The sequence below is a fragment of the Streptomyces sp. ADI95-17 genome, assembly GCF_003846175.1.
GTDB lineage: Bacteria > Actinomycetota > Actinomycetes > Streptomycetales > Streptomycetaceae > Streptomyces > Streptomyces sanglieri.
Genome location: NZ_ML123049.1, coordinates 628592 through 646786 on the forward strand (window position 1 = coordinate 628592; position 18195 = coordinate 646786).

17 protein-coding genes are annotated in these 18195 nt (G+C 70.7%); 11 read left to right on the plus strand and 6 right to left on the minus strand.

The window, feature by feature from the left end; all coding sequences use genetic code 11:
* The first annotated feature begins 102 nt into the window (after positions 1-102).
* Positions 103-1779: an AMP-binding protein gene (locus EES42_RS29560; protein WP_124721326.1), complete on the plus strand. Its 1677-nt coding sequence runs from the start codon at positions 103-105 to the stop codon at positions 1777-1779.
* The gene (locus tag EES42_RS29565) at positions 1776-3383 is read left to right on the plus strand and encodes an AMP-binding protein (RefSeq protein WP_124721327.1); all 1608 of its coding nucleotides are present in this window, start codon (positions 1776-1778) and stop codon (positions 3381-3383) included. The genes EES42_RS29560 and EES42_RS29565 overlap by 4 nt, the downstream gene beginning before the upstream one ends.
* 22 nt (positions 3384-3405) lie before the next feature.
* Here EES42_RS29565 and EES42_RS29570 read toward each other — a convergent pair whose 3' ends face one another.
* The 3 genes from EES42_RS29570 to EES42_RS29580 all read right to left on the minus strand — a co-directional run bounded on the left by EES42_RS29570 (position 3406) and on the right by EES42_RS29580 (position 4984).
* The gene (locus tag EES42_RS29570; RefSeq protein ID WP_124721328.1) at positions 3406-3624 is read right to left on the minus strand and encodes a hypothetical protein; all 219 of its coding nucleotides are present in this window, start codon (positions 3622-3624) and stop codon (positions 3406-3408) included.
* A gap of 77 nt (positions 3625-3701) precedes the next feature.
* Positions 3702-4256 carry a GNAT family N-acetyltransferase gene (locus EES42_RS29575; RefSeq protein WP_124721329.1) on the minus strand — a complete coding sequence of 185 codons (555 nt, stop codon included), beginning with the start codon at positions 4254-4256 and terminating at the stop codon, positions 3702-3704.
* A 17-nt stretch (positions 4257-4273) separates the two neighbouring features.
* Positions 4274-4984 (minus strand): hypothetical protein, encoded by a 711-nt coding sequence (locus EES42_RS29580; RefSeq protein ID WP_124721576.1) that lies wholly within the window; start codon positions 4982-4984, stop codon positions 4274-4276.
* 338 nt (positions 4985-5322) lie between these two features.
* Here EES42_RS29580 and gcl point away from each other — a divergent pair, with 338 nt between their 5' ends.
* Positions 5323-7098: a glyoxylate carboligase gene (gene gcl, locus EES42_RS29585; protein WP_124721330.1), complete on the plus strand. Its 1776-nt coding sequence runs from the start codon at positions 5323-5325 to the stop codon at positions 7096-7098.
* Positions 7099-7504: 406 nt separating this feature from the next.
* On the opposite strand, the gene EES42_RS29590 is transcribed toward gcl, so the two are convergent.
* The 3 genes from EES42_RS29590 to EES42_RS29600 all read right to left on the minus strand — a co-directional run bounded on the left by EES42_RS29590 (position 7505) and on the right by EES42_RS29600 (position 10947).
* Complete coding sequence (locus EES42_RS29590; RefSeq protein WP_124721331.1) at positions 7505-8962, minus strand: catalase; 1458 nt, start codon at positions 8960-8962, stop codon at positions 7505-7507.
* 198 nt (positions 8963-9160) lie between these two features.
* On the minus strand, positions 9161-10060 hold the full coding sequence (locus EES42_RS29595) for a 2-hydroxy-3-oxopropionate reductase (protein ID WP_124721332.1): 900 nt from the start codon (positions 10058-10060) through the stop codon (positions 9161-9163).
* A gap of 47 nt (positions 10061-10107) precedes the next feature.
* Positions 10108-10947: a TIM barrel protein gene (locus EES42_RS29600; RefSeq protein ID WP_124721333.1), complete on the minus strand. Its 840-nt coding sequence runs from the start codon at positions 10945-10947 to the stop codon at positions 10108-10110.
* Positions 10948-11183: 236 nt separating this feature from the next.
* Here EES42_RS29600 and EES42_RS29605 point away from each other — a divergent pair, with 236 nt between their 5' ends.
* The 8 genes from EES42_RS29605 (at position 11184) to EES42_RS29640 (ending at position 18058) form a co-directional block, all read left to right on the plus strand.
* Positions 11184-12422 (plus strand): lactonase family protein, encoded by a 1239-nt coding sequence (locus EES42_RS29605; protein ID WP_124721334.1) that lies wholly within the window; start codon positions 11184-11186, stop codon positions 12420-12422.
* 57 nt (positions 12423-12479) lie between these two features.
* The gene (locus tag EES42_RS29610; RefSeq protein WP_124721335.1) at positions 12480-12731 is read left to right on the plus strand and encodes a YkoF family thiamine-binding protein; all 252 of its coding nucleotides are present in this window, start codon (positions 12480-12482) and stop codon (positions 12729-12731) included.
* Positions 12728-13105 (plus strand): helix-turn-helix domain-containing protein, encoded by a 378-nt coding sequence (locus tag EES42_RS29615; protein ID WP_124721336.1) that lies wholly within the window; start codon positions 12728-12730, stop codon positions 13103-13105. The genes EES42_RS29610 and EES42_RS29615 overlap by 4 nt, the downstream gene beginning before the upstream one ends.
* Before the next feature lie 190 nt (positions 13106-13295).
* On the plus strand, positions 13296-13805 hold the full coding sequence (gene uraD / locus EES42_RS29620) for a 2-oxo-4-hydroxy-4-carboxy-5-ureidoimidazoline decarboxylase (protein ID WP_124721337.1): 510 nt from the start codon (positions 13296-13298) through the stop codon (positions 13803-13805).
* Positions 13806-13810: 5 nt separating this feature from the next.
* Positions 13811-14203: a hydroxyisourate hydrolase gene (uraH, locus tag EES42_RS29625; protein WP_124721338.1), complete on the plus strand. Its 393-nt coding sequence runs from the start codon at positions 13811-13813 to the stop codon at positions 14201-14203.
* Positions 14204-14208: 5 nt separating this feature from the next.
* Positions 14209-15156: a factor-independent urate hydroxylase gene (pucL, locus tag EES42_RS29630; RefSeq protein WP_124721339.1), complete on the plus strand. Its 948-nt coding sequence runs from the start codon at positions 14209-14211 to the stop codon at positions 15154-15156.
* A 67-nt stretch (positions 15157-15223) separates the two neighbouring features.
* Positions 15224-16618 (plus strand): nucleobase:cation symporter-2 family protein, encoded by a 1395-nt coding sequence (locus EES42_RS29635; RefSeq protein WP_124721340.1) that lies wholly within the window; start codon positions 15224-15226, stop codon positions 16616-16618.
* A gap of 42 nt (positions 16619-16660) precedes the next feature.
* Positions 16661-18058 carry an 8-oxoguanine deaminase gene (locus EES42_RS29640; RefSeq protein ID WP_124721341.1) on the plus strand — a complete coding sequence of 466 codons (1398 nt, stop codon included), beginning with the start codon at positions 16661-16663 and terminating at the stop codon, positions 18056-18058.
* Positions 18059-18195 lie beyond the last annotated feature (137 nt).

The following is an 18195-nucleotide window of genomic DNA, read 5'->3' on the forward strand; positions in this document are numbered from 1 at the left end:
GCTCGGCCACCCCTCGCTGCACCCCCGTTCGGGGGTGGTGAGACCTGGGTCACTGTTTACATGATGTTAAGTGACCGGTCCGGTCCGCAATGAGGAGGGCACATGTCGGCAACCAGCGCGACGGAGACGTTCCGGGCCGCCCGGGACTTTCTGCTGAAGCACCGCGAGGACTACCACGCGGCCTACGAGGGCTTCAGCTGGCCCAGGACCGACCACTTCAACTGGGCTCTCGACTGGTTCGACGCCATCGCCGAGAACAACGACCGCACCGCCCTGCACATCGTGGAGGAGGACGGCAGCCGCACCGAGGTGTCCTTCGCCCGGATGTCCGCCCGCTCCGACCAGGCAGCGAACTGGCTGCGCGCCCAGGGCGTGCGCGCCGGGGACCGGATCCTCGTCATGCTCGGCAACCAGGTCGAGCTGTGGGAGACGGCCCTCGCCGCGATGAAGCTGCGCGCCGTGGTCATCCCCGCCACCCCGCTCCTGGGCCCGGTCGACCTGCGTGACCGGGTGGAGCGCGGCCGGGTCCGCCACGTCCTGGTCCGGGACGCCGACACCGCGAAGTTCGAGGAGGTGCCCGGCGACTACACCCGGATCGCGGTCGGCGCCGAGGTGCCCGGCTGGCTCTCGTACGCCGGGGCCGACGAGCAGCCGGACACCTTCGAGGCGGACCGGGAGACCGACGCCGACGAGCCGCTGATGCTCTACTTCACCTCCGGCACGACCGCCAGCCCGAAACTCGTCGAGCACACCCATGTGTCCTACCCCGTGGGCCACTTGTCGACGATGTACTGGATCGGCCTCAAGCCCGGGGACGTCCACCTCAACATCTCCTCGCCCGGCTGGGCCAAGCACGCCTGGTCGAACCTCTTCGCGCCCTGGAGCGCCGAGGCGACCGTCTTCATCTTCAACTACACCCGCTTCGACGCGGGCCGGCTGATGGCCGAGATGGACCGCTCGGGCATCACCAGCTTCTGTGCCCCGCCCACCGTCTGGCGGATGCTGATCCAGGCCGACCTCTCCCAGCTGAAGACCCCGCCGCGCGAGGTCGTCGCGGCCGGCGAGCCGCTGAACCCGGAGGTCATCGAGACGGTGCGGCGCACCTGGGGCGTCACCATCCGGGACGGCTTCGGCCAGACCGAGACCGCCGTCCAGGTCGCCAACACCCCGGGCCAGCTGCTGAAGGCCGGTTCGATGGGGCGGCCCAGCCCCGGCTTCAAGGTCGAGCTCCTGGACCCGGTCACGGGTGAGCCCGGCGCGGCCGAGGGCGAGATCTCCCTCGACCTGTCCGGCCGGCCGGTGGGCCTGATGACCGGCTACCACGGCGACCCGGACCGCACGGCCGAGGCCATGGCGGGCGGCTACTACCGCACCGGCGACATCGGTTCGCGCGACGCGGACGGCTACATCACCTACGTCGGCCGCGCCGACGACGTGTTCAAGGCCTCCGACTACAAGATCTCGCCGTTCGAGCTGGAGAGCGCCCTGCTGGAGCACGAGGCGGTCGCCGAGGCGGCGGTCGTCCCCGCCCCCGACCCGGTCCGGCTCTCCGTCCCCAAGGCGTACGTCGTGCTCGCGGAGGGCTGGGAGCCCGGCCCGGAAACCGCGAAGGTGCTGTTCGAGCACTCGCGCTCGGTCCTCGCCCCGTACAAGCGGGTCCGCAGGCTGGAGTTCGCCGAACTGCCCAAGACCGTCTCCGGCAAGATCCGCCGCATCGAGCTCCGCGAGCGCACCGCCAAGGGCACCGGCACCGAGTACGACGAGGGTGATCTGCGATGACCGAGCTCTCCTACGCGCACGGCACCGGCACCACGGCGCTCCTCGGCGACACCATAGGCCGCAATCTCGACCGCGCCGTCGAGGCGTTCGGCGACCGCGAGGCACTCGTGGACGTCGCGTCCGGGCGGCGCTGGACGTACACCGAATTCGGCGCCGCCGTCGACGAACTGGCCCGGGCCCTGATGGCGTCCGGAGCGGCCAAGGGGGACCGGGTCGGGATCTGGGCGATCAACTGCCCGGAGTGGGTGCTGGTCCAGTACGCCACCGCCCGCATCGGCGCCATCATGGTCAACATCAACCCGGCGTACCGCGCGCACGAGCTGGAGTACGTGCTGAAGCAGGCCGGGATCTCGCTCCTGGTCTCCTCGCTCTCGCACCGCACCAGCGACTACCGCGCCCTGGTCGGCCAGGTCCGCGCCGACTGCCCCGCGCTGCGCGCCGTGCACTACATCGGCGACCCGTCCTGGGACGAACTGCTGGCCACCGCCGGATCCGTGACACCGGAGCAACTGGCCGCCCGCGAGGCGGAGCTGTCCTGCGACGACCCGATCAACATCCAGTACACCTCCGGCACCACCGGCTTCCCCAAGGGCGCCACCCTCTCCCACCACAACATCCTCAACAACGGCTACTTCGTGGGTGAACTGGTCGGCTACACCGAAGCGGACCGGGTCTGCCTGCCGGTCCCCTTCTACCACTGCTTCGGCATGGTCATGGGAAACCTCGGCACCACCTCGCACGGCGCCTGCATCGTGATCCCGGCCCCCGCCTTCGAGGCGGCCGCCGTGCTCACCGCCGTACAGCAGGAGCGCTGCACCTCGCTCTACGGCGTCCCCACCATGTTCATCGCCGAGCTGAACCTGCCGGACTTCGCCTCGTACGACCTCTCCTCGCTGCGCACCGGCATCATGGCCGGATCCCCCTGCCCGGTCGAGGTGATGAAGCGGGTCGTCGCCGAGATGCACATGGACGAGGTGTCCATCTGCTACGGCATGACGGAGACCTCACCGGTCTCCACCCAGACCCGCCGCGACGACGACCTGGAGCGCCGCACCGGCACCGTCGGCCGGGTGATGCCGCACATCGAGGTCAAGGTCGTCGACCCGGTGACCGGGGTGACGACGGAGCGCGGTACGGCCGGCGAACTGTGCACCCGTGGCTACAGCGTGATGCTCGGCTACTGGGAGCAGCCCGAGCGGACCGCGGAGGCCATCGACGCCGGCCGCTGGATGCACACCGGCGACCTCGCGGTGATGCGCGAGGACGGCTACGTACAGATCGTCGGCCGGATCAAGGACATGATCATCCGCGGTGGCGAGAACGTGTATCCGCGGGAGATCGAGGAATTCCTCTACGGTCACCCGAAGATCGCGGATGTGCAGGTGGTGGGCGTACCGGACGACACCTACGGCGAGGAGATCCTGGCCTGCGTGATCCCGAGGAGCCCGGCGGACCCGCCGACCCTGGACGAGGTGACGGACTACTGCCGTGAGCAGCTGGCGCACTACAAGATCCCGCGGCGGCTGCGGATCCTGGAGGCCTTCCCGATGACGGTCAGCGGGAAGGTCCGGAAGATCGAACTGCGGGAGGGCTACGGGCAGTAGGGCCGGACCGCCCCGGGCGCGGTCAGGCGGCCTCGATGATGTCGCCGGTGCCGCCCCGGGTCGCGGCCGCCCACTCGATCAGCAGCACCTCGTAGGCGGCGGACTCCACGGAGGACCAGTCCTGGCCGGCGCGCGCGTCCACGAACGCCCGTATCGCCTCGTTCGCCCGGGCGGCGGACGGGGGTGCCGGCCGGGTCGTGCGCGGCCGGTCGTCAGGTGTGTTCCGTGGAGTTAAAGCCATGCGCACCACTTTAAGGCCCGCCACTGACAGCAGGCCGAACATTTGTGGCCCCCTGGCCCGAACGTGACCGATTGCACTCACTGTTGCCGGTCGGTTCCGGTGAGCTGCCGGAGGTGCCCGGAGTGCGGGATCTCGCGCCGCATGCAGACCCGTGGCCAGTGATCCAGGCCGTGTTCGGCCTCCTGCGCCCTGATCTTCCGCAGCCCGTCGGTGAGTTCGCCGTCGTCAAGGGCGCGGAAGCCGAGGCGGGCGTAGTAAGGCGCGTTCCAGGGGACGTGGGAGAAGGTCGTGAGCGTGAGCGCGCCCAGACCGCGCTCGCCCGCCCACCCGGCGAGATGGTCGATGAGCGCGCTGCCCAGGCCGCGCCGCGCGACGGACGGGTGCACGGAGACCTGCTCGATGTGGGCCGCCCCGTCGACCGGGTCGGCGATCAGATAGCCGACCGGGAGGTCGTCCGGGTCCGCGGCCACCCAGGCGCGGCCGGCCCGGCGGTAGTCGTCCAGCAACCCGAGTGCCGGAGGGTCGTCGTCCGCGATGGCGGTCATGCCGAGGGTGCGGAACGGTTCGCCGGCGGCACGTTCGATGTCCTGGAGCAGCGGGAGGTCGGTGCGGCGGGCGGTACGGATGCGCATGCCGCCAGTATGTCGTCTCAGGCCCCGGTGCTGAGCAGCTCGTCGGCCGGGCTGTTGACCGGCTGCGGGGTTCCCGCCGGGTCCAGTACGAAGAGCGGCATGCCCAGGCCCTCGGCGCGCGCCGAGGCGTCCGGCGCGTACCCCGGGAGCGAGAAGAAGACGCAGATGACCGACGCGCTGAGCGCGTTCAGCCAGAGGCACTCGACATCGCGCAGGGCGGTCGGGCGGGCGACCGTGTCGACCTGGGCGATCAGCCCGGTGGCCCGCAGGTCGATCCGTGCGGGGGAGGGCTTCGAGGACTGCACCACGTCGCGGTAGCCCAGCCACCTCAGATAACGGGCCGCGGTCTCCAGTGCGTCGCCCGCGCCGTGGATGGCGACGGCACGGAACGCGGGCCGGGGCGCCGGGGCCGTGCGCGGCAGCGGGATGTGCGAGGGGCCGGCCGGACCGGGCTCGTCGTCCGGCGCCGTCACCGGCCGGACCGGGACGCGCAGCACCGTCCCGCACGGGCAGCACAGCTCCGGCTGCGGCCATTGGTCCCGGCGCCCGCAGGCGGGACAGCGCACCGTCACCCAGTCGTCGTTCCAGGTGCGGTGGGTGATCGGCTCGGCCCGGGCACCGGGGAGCAGGGGCGGGGCGGTCGGTGCGCCGCACGGGCAGGGGTAGGCCGGCGGACTGTACGTGTGGTCGCGGCGGCAGGCCGGGCAGCGTACCGGCACCGACTCCACCATGTTCTCCCTCCGGCCCCGGGTGCGCCCCGGCGTTCTCTGCCGGCGGTCGCTCTCACGGCGCACCGAAACACGTGCGCACCGGCCGTGACGGGCCGGCTCCGCTCCGGACTCCATCGTCCACCAAGAGCGACGTCCTGGGGAGGGACTTGGCGTACTTCGCGGGCGGACGCGCGCATCGGCGGCCGGGTGCGGCCTCTCTTGACGGTCGCCGGAGAGCGCTTTAGATTGACTTTCGTATAGCAGAATCAAGTTTCCGTAATGCGGAATTGGTGCTCTCAGGTGGCGCGACAGAGCCCGACTCCACCAGGTCCGAGCAGGAGCACTCAATGCCTCGAATGACCGCTGCCCGAGCGGCAGTTGAGATCCTCAAGCGCGAAGGCGTCAGCAACGCGTTCGGTGTGCCGGGCGCGGCGATCAACCCCTTCTACGCGGCCCTCAAGGCCTCCGGCGGGGTTCATCACACGCTGGCCCGTCACGTCGAGGGCGCCTCCCACATGGCGGAGGGCTACACCCGGGCGCGCCAGGGCAACATCGGCGTCTGCATCGGCACGTCGGGACCGGCCGGCACCGACATGATCACCGGCCTGTACTCCGCGATCGCGGACTCGATCCCGATCCTCTGCATCACCGGCCAGGCCCCGACCGCCGTCCTCCACAAGGAGGACTTCCAGGCGGTCGACATCGCCTCGATCGCCAAGCCGGTCACCAAGGCGGCCACCACCGTCCTGGAGGCCGCGCAGGTCCCCGGCGTCTTCCAGCGGGCCTTCCACCTGATGCGCACCGGCCGCCCCGGCCCGGTCCTCATCGACCTGCCCATCGACGTCCAGCTCACCGAGATCGAGTTCGACCCCGATCTGTACGAGCCGCTGCCGGTGCACAAGCCCGCCGCGACCCGCAGGCAGATCGTGCGGGCCCTGGACCTGCTGAACGAGTCCGAGCGCCCGCTCCTCGTCGCGGGCGGCGGCATCATCAACGCCGACGCGTCCGGGCTCCTGGTCGAATTCGCCGAGCTGACCGGCGTCCCGGTCGTCCCGACCCTGATGGGCTGGGGCATCATCGCCGACGACCACGAGCTGAACGCGGGCATGGTCGGCCTGCAGACCTCGCACCGCTACGGCAACGCGAACTTCCTGGAGTCCGACTTCGTCCTCGGCATCGGCAACCGCTGGGCCAACCGCCACACCGGCAGGCTGGACGTCTACACCGAGGGCCGGAAGTTCGTCCACGTCGACATCGAGCCCACCCAGCTCGGCAAGATCTTCGCCCCCGACCTCGGCATCGCCTCCGACGCCAAGGCGGCGCTGGAGCTGTTCGTCGAGGTGGCGCGCGAGCTGAAGGCGGCCGGAAAGCTCAAGGACCGTTCACGGTGGGCCGCCGCCACCCAGGAGCGCAGGGCCACCCTCCAGCGCCGCACGCACTTCGACAACGTGCCGCTGAAGCCGCAGCGGGTGTACGAGGAGATGAACCGGGCGTTCGGCCCCGAGACCCGGTACGTCACCACCATCGGCCTCTCGCAGATCGCCGGCGCGCAGATGCTGCACGTCTACCGGCCGCGCCACTGGATCAACTGCGGCCAGGCGGGCCCGCTCGGCTGGACCATCCCGGCCGCGCTGGGCGTCGCCACGGCCGACCCGGACGGCTCCGTCGTCGCGCTCTCCGGCGACTACGACTTCCAGTTCATGCTGGAGGAGCTGGCCGTCGGCGCACAGCACCGCATCCCGTACGTCCACGTCCTGGTGAACAACTCCTACCTGGGGCTGATCCGCCAGGCGCAGCGCAACTTCGACATCGACTTCCAGGTCAACCTGGAGTTCGAGAACCTCAACTCGCCGGAGCTCGGCGTGTACGGCGTCGACCACGTCAAGGTCGTCGAGGGCCTGGGCTGCAAGGCCATCCGGGTCACCGAGCCGGACCAGCTGCTGCCGGCCTTCGAGGAGGCCAAGAAGCTGGCCGCGGAGTTCCGGGTGCCGGTGGTCGTCGAGGCGATCCTGGAGCGCGTCACGAACATCGCGATGAGCGGTACGGACATCGCCTCCGTCAACGAGTTCGAGGACATCGCGACGGACCCGTCCCACGCGCCGACCGCGATCCGCCCGCTCGCCGCGTCCTGACCGTCCGCCGGCCGCCCGTGGCCCCCGTCCCCGACTCCGGGGGCGGGGGCCACGGCCGTTCCCCGGTACGCCGGACGCGCGGGGCGTGCGGGGGACGCGGGGGCCGGGCCCGGGGCGGGAGCGGAGCAGGGGGCCGGCACACCGCCTGCGCGCCCGCACGAAGAAGGGCGCGGAGTACGGGACCGTATCCGTACTCCGCGCCCTGGCACGGGAAACACAACACAACAGGGGCCGCGGCGGCGGCGATCGGGCCGGGAGGGTTCGTCCTCTTCAGGTCAGAGAACGAGGAGTCATCCCGGCCCTCACCACCGCACTGGCATCGCACGACCGCCGCGGCCTCGTCCTGCCCGCGCCGCGTGACACCCCTCATCCGGGTGCGCGGCGCGAGCAGGGCTCGGTGGGAGGCTCAGTCCTCGCGCAGGGCGCGGACCGCCTCCTCCACGCGCTTGCCGTAGTCGGCGTCGGCGGCGTGGAAGTGGGCGAGGTTCTTCTCGATCACGTCGTCGCGGGTCACCTGGGAAAGGCCCCCGGCGATGTTCGCGACCAGACGGCCCTTCTCGGCCTCGGACATGAGCCGGTACAGCTCACCCGCCTGGAAGAAGTCGTCGTCCTTGGTGTGGGCGGGCGCCGCGTGGGTGCCGGTCCAGCCGTGTATCGCGAGCGGGGCGGAGAGCGCCGCGTCGGTCTGGGCCGGTCCCGCGTACGAGTTGGGCTCGTAGTTCTTGTCGTGGCGGGCGCCGTTGCGGGTGGCGTGCAGCCCGTCACGGCCGTAGTTGTCGACGACGGCGGTGCGCGGCGCGTTCACCGGGAGCTGGGTGTGGTTGACGCCCAGCCGGTAGCGGTGCGCGTCCGCGTAGGCGAACAGCCGGCCCTGGAGCATCTTGTCCGGCGACGGGCCGATGCCGGGCACGAAGTTGTTCGGCGAGAACGCGGCCTGCTCGACCTCGGCGAAGACATTGTCCGGGTTGCGGTCCAGCACCAGCCGGCCCACCCGCTGGAGCGGATAGTCGCTGTGCGGCCACACCTTGGTCAGGTCGAACGGGTTGAAGCGGTAGTCCGCGGCCTCGGCGGCCGGCATGACCTGCACGTACAGCGTCCAGGACGGGTTCATCCCGCGCTCGATGGCCTGGAGCAGGTCCGTCTGGTGGGAGTTGGCGTCCTTGCCGACGAGCTCCGCGGCCTGCTCGGCGGAGAGCGAGCGCACGCCCTGGTTGGTCTTGAAGTGGTACTTGACGAAGAAGGCCTCGCCCTCGGCGTTCGTCCACTGGTAGGTGTGCGAGCCGTAGCCGTTCATGTGACGGTACGAGGCGGGGATGCCGCGGTCGCCCATCAGCCAGGTGACCTGGTGCGTGGCCTCGGGAGCGTGCGCCCAGAAGTCCCAGACGTTGTCCGGCTCCTGACGTCCCGTGAACGGGTCGCGCTTCTGCGAGTGGATGAAGTCGGGGAACTTGACCGGGTCCTTGATGAAGAACACCGGGGTGTTGTTGCCGACCAGGTCGTAATTGCCCTCGTCCGTATAGAACTTGAGGGCGAAGCCGCGCGGGTCGCGCACCGCGTCCGCGCCGCCCAGCGAGTCGGCGACGGTGGAGAAGCGGATGAACGTCTCGGTGCGCCTGCCGACGGCGGAGAGGAAGTCGGCGCGGGTGAAGCCGGTGACGTCGTCGGTCACCTCGAAGTAGCCGTACGCGCCGGAGCCGCGGGCGTGGACCACGCGCTCCGGGATGCGCTCCCGGTTGAAGCGGGCCAGCTTCTCCAGCAGGTGCTGGTCCTGGAGGAGGATCGGGCCACCGACACCGGCGGTGGCGGAGTTCTGGTTGTCGGCGACCGGGGCGCCTGACTCGGTCGTAAGCACACGCTGCGTCATGGTGTCGGGGCGACCTTCCGTACGGGAGCTGCTGAACTGCGACGGCTCGGGGCTCCAGGAGCGTAAGTACGCCCCGAACCCGACGTCAACAGTTTGTTGAATTTGGTGGCTGGTGTTCCGGACGGCGCCGACGCCTGGGCGCGACAGGACAGGTGTCAGCGCCGACGCCGTCCGGAAGTCTCTGGGGTGACGGGCCGGTCAGGCCTGGACGGGCTGACCCGACAGGCGCTCGACCGAGCGCAGCAGTGCCGAGTGGTCCAGGCCGCCGTCGCCCTGTGCGCGCAGCGAGGCGACGAGCTGCGCGACCACGGCGCCGACGGGCAGCGCGGCACCGACATTGCGGGCGGCGTCCGTGACGATGCCCATGTCCTTGTGGTGCAGGTCGATCCGGAAGCCCGGTGCGAAGTCCCGCTTCAGGAAGCTGTCCTTCTTGCGGGTCAGGACGGTCGAGCCGGCCAGTCCGCCGCCCAGCACGTCCAGCGCGGCGGCGAGGTCGACGCCGGACTTCTCCAGGAAGACGACGGCCTCGGCACAGGCCTGGATGTTGACCGCGACGATCAGCTGGTTGGCGGCCTTCACCGTCTGGCCGGAGCCGTGCGGACCGCACAGCACGATGGTCTTGCCGAGCGCCCGGAGGATGGGCTGGGCCGCGTCGAAGTCGGCCTGCTCGCCGCCGACCATGATCGACAGCACCGCCTCGACGGCACCGGCCTCGCCGCCGGAGACCGGGGCGTCGATCACCCGGATGCCCTTGTCCCTCGCGTTCTTCGCGAGGTCCACGGAGGTCTGCGGGGTGATCGACGACATGTCGATCAGCAGCGCGCCGGACCTCGCGTTCTCCAGGATGCCGTCGGGGCCGTAGGCGATGGCCTCGACCTGCGGGGAGGCGGGCACCATCGTGATGACGACATCGGCGTCCCGGACCGCCTCGGCGACCGAAGCCGCGCCGGTGCCGCCGGCCGCGACCAGCCGGTCGATCTTCGCCTGCTCCAGGGTGTGACCGGTGACGTCGTACCCGGCCTTGATCAGGTTCTCGGACATGGGGGAGCCCATGATGCCGAGCCCGATCCACGCAACCTTGGGGAGGTTGTTGCTCATGAGGGTGCCTTCCGATAAGCGTGTGTACGAGGGGGAGTCCGCCGCCCTCAGCGGGCGGCCCGCGCGGTGGCCGGGAGCCACTCGAAGGCCTCGGCGCTCGGCCGGTCGCCCGGCTTGTACTCCAGGCCGACCCAGCCGTCGTAACCGGCCTTCGTCAGCTCGTCCAGGAGCCGCTCCAGCGGGAGCGCGCCGGTGCCGGGCGCGCCGCGCCCCGGGTTGTCGGCGATCTGGACGTGGCCGGTCTTCGCGGCGTACGCCGTGATGACCTGGCTCAGGTCCTCGCCGTTCATCGACAGGTGGTACAGGTCCAGCAGGAACTTCGCGTTCCCGAGGCCGGTCGCCGCGTTGACCCTGTCGACGATCTCGATCCCGGCCGGTGCGCTCACCAGGGGATAGCGCGGCGACTCCGGCCCGTTGAGGGTCTCGATCAGCAGTACCGCCCCGATCCGGTCGGCCGCACGGGCGGCGGCCACCAGGTTCTCCAGGGCGAGTTCGTCCTGCACCGCCGGGTCGACGCCGTCGACGCGGTTGCCGTACAGCGCGTTGAGCGCCTTGCAGCCGACCGAGGCGGCGAAGCCGGCCGCCACGTCGATATTGGCGCGGAAGCGGTCCGACTCCGTGCCGGGCACGGAGAGCGCGCCGCGGTCGGGGCCGGGCAGCTGTCCGGCGTAGAAGTTCAGCCCCACCAGCTGTGTGCCCGCGTCGTCGAGCGCCTTCTTGAGGGCGTCGAGCTCGGCCTGCGGAGGGGTGGGGGTCTCGATCCAGGGCCACCACAGCTCGACCGCCGTGAAGCCGGCCGCGGCGGCGGCCGCGGGACGCTCTAGGAGCGGGAGTTCCGTGAAGAGGATCGAGAGGTTCACATCGAAGCGCTGGTCCGGGTGGCCCATGAGGGTTCGGCGCTCCTTCCGTATTGCGGAAGTTAGTTTCTACTTAACGGAAGATTGCCCCGGAGCTGCGGAGACTGTCAAGGGGGTGCCCGGAATTCGGGCCGAGGTCTTTCGTCAGGTGCTTCGTGCGGGTTGCGCAAGGTGGCCCCCAATTGCGCCGGTTGCCGACGCGGTCCGGGGCGCGCCAGGGTTGCCGGTGTGACCGATGCAGCCGACCCCCACACGAGGTGCCTCGCATGAACCACGCCACCAGCCGGCGCGCCGTCCTCGGAGCGCTCCTCGCGGGTGCGGCCCTGTCGGCGGCTCCCGCGCCGCCCCGCGCCCCGCTTCCCGCGCCGGATCCCGCCGCCGGGGTCGGCCCGCGCCCGCGCACCATCCCGCGCCTGCTGATCGGCACCTACACCTCCGCCGAGGGCGGCGGCACCGGAATCGGGACGGCCGGCTACGACGCCGCCACCGGGGAGATCACCGCGGGACCGGTGATCGGGGGCGTCGCCGACCCCTCGTACCTGGCCCTGCACCCCTCGGGCGGCACCGTCTACGCGGTCGACGAACAGGAGCAGGGCGGTGTGACCGCCGTGGCCCTGTCGCCGGACGGCGGATTCCGGGTGCTGGGCACGCGCGCCACGGGCGGCGCCGGACCCACCCATCTGTCCGTCCACCCCACGGGGAAGTGGCTGCTCAGCGCGAACTACACCTCGGGCAGCGTCGCGGTGCACCCGATCGGGGGTGACGGATCGCTGGGGGAGCGTACCGACCTGGTCGCCCACGACAGCCCGCCGCCCGGCCCCGGCCAGGACGGGCCGCACGCCCACCAGATCATCACCACCCCCGACGGCGGCCACGTCCTCGCCGTCGACCTCGGCAACGACGCCGTGTACACGTACCGGCTGGACGAACGGCGCGGCACCCTGGACCAGGTCTCCCGCGCGGCGCTGCGCCCCGGCGCCGGACCCCGGCACCTCACGTTCCACCCCGGCGGCCGCCACGCCTACCTGGCCTGCGAGGTCGACAACACCGCGGTCGTCTGCGGTTACGACCCGGCCACCGGCACCCTCTCCCCGGGCGCCCCGCAGCCCACCGGGACCGGCCCGGGCACCAGCTACCCCGCGCAGTTCCTGGTCACCGGCGACGGCCGGTTCGCCTACCTCGCCAACCGGGGGCACAACAGCCTCACGCGCTACGCCGTCGAGGACGACGGGGCCGCGCTCCGGCTGCTCGGCACCGTGCCCGTCGGCGGCGACTTCCCCCGGCAGATCGCCTTCTCGCCCGACGGGAAACTGCTCTTCGCGGCCAACCAGAGGTCCGGCACGGTGACGGTCTTCCGGGTCGGCTCCCGCGACGGCGGTCTGACCCGCACGGGTGCGGCGTTCGCCGCCCCGGTCGCCGTCTGCGTACTGCCGTACGCGGGCGTGCGCCCGGCCGGTAACCGAGCGCGGATCGATCTCCCCACGGCCCCGGCGCAGGTCCGTTAGGGTCGGGCGCGAGCCGCGGGCTTCACAGCGACGCGGCGAACGCATGAGGGAGGCACAGTGCGCTTGAGAGTGGAGTTCACCACCGAGCCCTTCGATCTCGACGAGGCGCCCGCCCACGCGGTCGTGGCCCGCGAGATCATCCAGTCGGCCGACCTGGACGCCGTGGACGTCGGCCCCTTCGGCAACACGGCGGAGGGCGGCGCGGACGAAGTACTCACCGCGGTGGACTCGCTGCTGCGCCGCGCCCTGGCATCGGGTGCCACCCGGGTGTCCCTCCAGGTGAATGTGGTCGGGGAGGACTCCCAGTGACCGAACCGGCCGACCACCCGCTCGTCACCGCGGTCAAACCGCTCGTCGACGCCATGGGCGCCGAGCTGCTCGGACCCGAGCAGGCCCAGCCCGACGACGTCGTACTGGCCTGGGAGGGCGAGGACGTCATAGCCGTCCGGCTGCCTCAGCTCTCGGAGTCGCTCGATCACATCCTGGCCGCCATGGAACGCCGGCACGGCATGCCGCTCGCCGAGCTGGACCGCCGCACCAAGCAGTCGGTGGTGCGGACCCTGGAGGCACGTGGTGCCTTCTCCGTACGGCACGGCGTGGAGACGGTGGCGGGCGCGCTGGGGGTCAGCCGCTTCACCGTCTACAACTACCTGAACAGGGAAAATGCCGCCAAAGGCGAGTAGTTGAGGCGGTAGGTGAGCGAAGGCCGTGCAAGGCCGCGAGGGGCCGTCGTCCGGAGTGCCGGGCGACGGCTTTTTACATTCGCGTAATTTCAACAAAGTGTTGACGTGGTGTTGTGGAGGGCGTTAGCTATCCGCAGCCCGACCGACGCGAAGCGAAGAACGCACAGCGAAAACAGCCACGGAGGCTCCCGTGACTTCGAGCTCCACGCCGGGCCTCGCCCGGTTCAACACCCTGGCGGACGACGAGGCCACCACCGCCTTGCACGAGGTGTGCGCCAGCGCGGCATGGGGCAGAGAGATCCTCTCCCGACGCCCGTACGCCACCGCCGAAGCCCTCCTGAGTGCCAGTGACGCCGCCACGGCCGCACTGACCACCGAGGATCTGGCCGACGCGATGGCAGGTCACCCGCCGATCGGCCGCCCGAAGCCCGGAGACCCGACCTCCTCCCGCGAACAGCGCGGAATGGCCGGCGCCACCGAGGAACTCAAGGCCGAGATGCTCGAACTGAACCTGGCCTACCAGGAGCGGTTCGGACATGTCTTCCTGATCTGCGCCACCGGAGCCACCGGTGAGCAGATGCGCGACGCGGTGAAGTCCCGGATCGGGAACTCGCCCGAGCAGGAGCGCGGGATTGTGCGCACCGAGCTGGGCAAGATCAACCGCATCCGGCTGACCCGCCTCGTAACCGAAGGAGAGTGACGGTCTTGAGCACCGACACCACCGCATCGGTGTCCACCCACATCCTGGACACCAGCATCGGCCGCCCCGCCGCGGCCGTCGCCGTCACGCTCGCCGCCCGCGGCGGCAGCGACGCACCGTGGACGGCACTCGGCGGATCCGCGACCGACGCGGACGGGCGATGCAAGGACCTGCCGGCGCTGCCGGAGGGCACCACCCACGTACGTCTCGACTTCGAGACCGAGGCGTACTTCGCAGCCAAGAAGCAAGCCGAGGCGCAGCAGGACGCCCCCCGCGTAAGGGACAGCGGTGCCTTCTTCCCGGAAGTGGCGATCACCTTCGCCGTCGTACCGGGCGAGCACTACCACGTACCGCTGCTGCTCAACCCGTTCGGCTACTCCGTTTACCGAGGGAGCTAGCAGACATGCCCACGATTCTCGGCCAGAACCAGTACGGCAAAGCAGAGAACCGCGTCGTCAAGATCACCAGGGACGGCGACACCCACCACATCAAGGACCTGAACGTCTCCGTCGCCCTCTCCGGCGAACTGGACGACGTCCACTACAACGGTTCGAACGCCAACTGCCTTCCGACGGACACCACGAAGAACACCTGCTTCGCGTTCGCCAAGGAACACGGCATCGAGTCGGCCGAGCAGTACGGCATCCACCTCGCCCGGCACTTCGTGGAAAGCCAGCCCTCGATCCACCGCGCGCGCATCCGCATCGAGGAGTACGCCTGGGAGCGCATCGCCGGCTCCGACGGCAACTCCAGGTTCATCGGCGCCGACGAGGTCAAGCACTCCTTCGTGCGCAAGGGCCAGGAGACCCGCCTCGCGCAGATCACGTACTCCGCCGGAGGCGACGGGGCGGCGAAGTTCGAAGTCCTGTCCGGGCTCAAGGACCTGACCGTGATGAACTCCACGAACTCCGAGTTCTGGGGCTACATCAAGGACAAGTACACGACGCTCCAGGAGGACTACGACCGCATCCTCGCCACGTCCTTGTCGACGTGGTGGCGGCACAACTGGACCAGTGACGAACAGCGCATGCCGCAGTGGGAGAAGTCCTACGAACAGGCCAGGAAGCACATCCTCCAGGCGTTCGTGGAGACGTACTCGCTCTCGCTCCAGCAGACGCTGTACCAGATGGGTTCGCGGGTCATCAACAGCCGCAGCGAGATCGACGAGATCCGCTTCTCCGCCCCCAACAAGCACCACTTCCGGCAGGACCTCTCCGCCTTCGGGCTGGAGAACGAAGCCAAGGACGGCGCCGTGTACTACGCCGCCGACCGCCCCTACGGCCTGATCGAGGCCACCATCCTGCGCGACGGCTGCGAGCCGCACATCCCGGTCGACATGACCAACCTCTGACGCGGGGCGCGCATCCCCGCCGCCCGCAGTCGGCGGGGATGCGCCACACCGGAGGGAACAACCAGCCATGGCAACGCCTGCAAAAGGGCCGGCAGAAGGCCCGTGTTCCACCCGGCCGGAGGGACCCGAGGTCCACCCGGTCGACCAGAAGCTCCACCCCTCGCGGCTCGTCCCCGCCGCGCTCCAGCACATCGCCGCCATGTACGCGGGAGTGGTCACGCCCCCGCTCATCATCGGCCAGGCCGTCCGCCTCGACACCGCGGGCCAGACCCGGCTCATCGCCGCGAGTCTGCTCATCGCCGGTGTGGCCACCCTCCTGCAGACCCTCGGGGTCAAGGGCCTCGTCGGCAACCGGCTGCCCTTCGTCAACGCCGCCTCCTCGGCCGGCATCGCGCCGATGCTCGCCATCGCCGAGACCAACGCCACGGGGGACCAACTCCCCGCCATCTACGGCGCGGTGATGGTCGCCGGAGTCTTCTGTCTCACCATCGGACCGTTCTTCGGCAGGCTCCTGCGCTTCTTCCCGCCACTGGTCACGGGCGTCGTCATCACCCTCATCGGGGTGACCCTGATGCCCGTGCCGGTCGCCTGGGCGCAGGGCGGCGACAAGACCGCCGCCGACTTCGGAGACATGAAGTATCTGGCACTCGCCGCCTTCACACTCCTCGTCATTCTGCTGATCCAGCGCTTCGGCCGCGGCTTCGTCAAGCAAGTCGCCCTGCTGCTCGGCCTGTTGGCCGGAACCCTGGCCGCGATCCCGTTCGGCATGGCGGACTTCGGAGCGCTCCGCTCGGCCCCCGTCGCCGCACTGCCCACACCCTTCGCGTTCGGCACCCCCGAGTTCCAGCCCGCCGCGATCATCTCGCTCTGCCTGGTGACGCTCGTCCTGATGACGGAGTCCAGCGCCGGAATGCTCGCCATCGGCGAGATCTGCGACCGCGAGACCGACGGCAGGACCATCACCCGGGGCCTGCGCACCGACGGCATCGCCACCCTCCTCGGCCCCGTCTTCGGCGGCTTCCCCACCTCCGCCTTCGCCCAGAACGTCGGGGTCGTCTCACTGACCAAGGTCCGCAGCCGCTACGTCGTCGCCGCGGCCGGCGGCGCCCTGCTGGTCCTGGGCGTCTTCCCGGTGCTGGGCGCGGTGGTCTCCACGGTGCCGATGCCCGTCCTGGGAGGCGCCGGCATCGTACTGTTCGGCTCGATCGCGGTGAGCGGCATCCGTACCCTCTCCGAGGCCGGACTCGACGACAGCTCCAACATCATCCTGGTCGCCGTGGCGCTCGGCGCGGGCATCATCCCGCTCGCCGCGCCCGGCTTCTACGCCGGATTCCCTTCCTGGGCGCAGACCGTACTGGGCTCCGGCATCAGCGCCGGAGCGCTCGTCGCGGTCCTGCTCAACCTGTTCTTCCACCATCTCGGCACCCACGGCCGCCCGGCCGTGGCACTCAAATCCTCCTAGGGTCCTGCCGTGCCCACACCGCCGGAAAGAGAAGGAAGCGCCATGGCAGCATCGGCAGCCCCTGAGCATGTGGAACGCATCGTCATCGAGAACTGCTCGATCGCGACCGTCGACGCCGACGACACCGAGTACGCCTCGGGCCATGTCGTCGTCGCGGGCAACCGCATCGAATCCGTCGGCGCCGGCCGGGCACCCGAGGGCCTGGCGAACGTCGTACGCCGGATCGACGGCACCGGACACCTGGTCACCCCCGGGCTGATCAACACGCACCACCACTTCTACCAGTGGATCACCAGGGGCCTGGCCACCGACCACAACCTGTTCGACTGGCTGGTCGCCCTCTACCCCACCTGGGCGCGCATCGACGAGCCGATGGTCCGCGCCGCCGCCCAGGGCTCGCTCGCCATGATGGCCCGCGGCGGTGTCACCACCGCCATGGACCACCACTACGTCTACCCGCAGGGGTCCGGCGACCTGTCCGGCGCCATCATCGGGGCCGCCCGTGACATGGGCGTACGGTTCACCCTCGCCCGCGGGTCCATGGACCGCAGCGTCAAGGACGGCGGGCTGCCGCCGGACTTCGCCGTGGAGACCCTCGAAGGCGCGCTGGCCGGCACCGAGGCGACCATCGACGCGCACCACGACGCCTCGTTCGACGCGATGACCCAGGTCGCGGCCGCACCCTGCTCCCCGTTCTCCATCTCCACCGAACTGCTGCGCCAGGGCGCCGAACTGGCCCGCCGCAAGGGAGTGCGCATGCACACCCACGGCTCGGAGACCGTGGAGGAGGAGAAGTTCTGCCACGAGCTGTTCGGGATGGGGCCGACCGACTACTTCGAGTCCACCGGCTGGCTCGGCGAGGACGTGTGGATGGCGCACTGCGTCCACATGAACGACTCCGACATCGCCGCCTTCGCCCGCACCGGAACCGGCGTGGCGCACTGCCCCTCGTCCAACGCCCGGCTCGCCGCGGGCATCGCCCGCGTCCCCGACATGCTCGCGGCCGGCGTCCCGGTCGGCCTCGGCGTCGACGGCACCGCCTCCAACGAGTCCGGCGAACTCCACACCGAGCTGCGCAACGCCCTGCTCATCAACCGCCTCGGCGCCCACCGCGAGAAGGCCCTGAACGCGCGCCAGGCGCTGCGCCTGGGAACGTACGGCGGCGCCCAGGTGCTCGGCCGCGCCGGCCAGATCGGCTCACTGGAGCCCGGCAAGCTCGCCGACCTGGTGCTCTGGAAACTCGACACCCTCGCCCACGCCTCCATCGCCGACCCGGTGACCGCGCTCGTCTTCGGCGCGGCGGCCCCCGTCACGCTCTCCCTCGTCAACGGCAGGCCGGTCGTCGAGGACAACCACCTGATCACCGCGGACGAGGACGCCATCGCCCGGGCCACCCGCGACGAGGCCCGCCGCCTCGCGCAGATCGCCGCCGGAGCCTGACCCTCCGCGGCACCCCCGATACCGGCCGGCCGAGGGGGACGGCCCTCGGCCGGCCGCCGTGGACCCGAGCGGGGTCCATGGCAACCGGTGCGGGGGCGCGTGCCTGTGACGCACGCGCCCCCGCACCGGTGACCAAA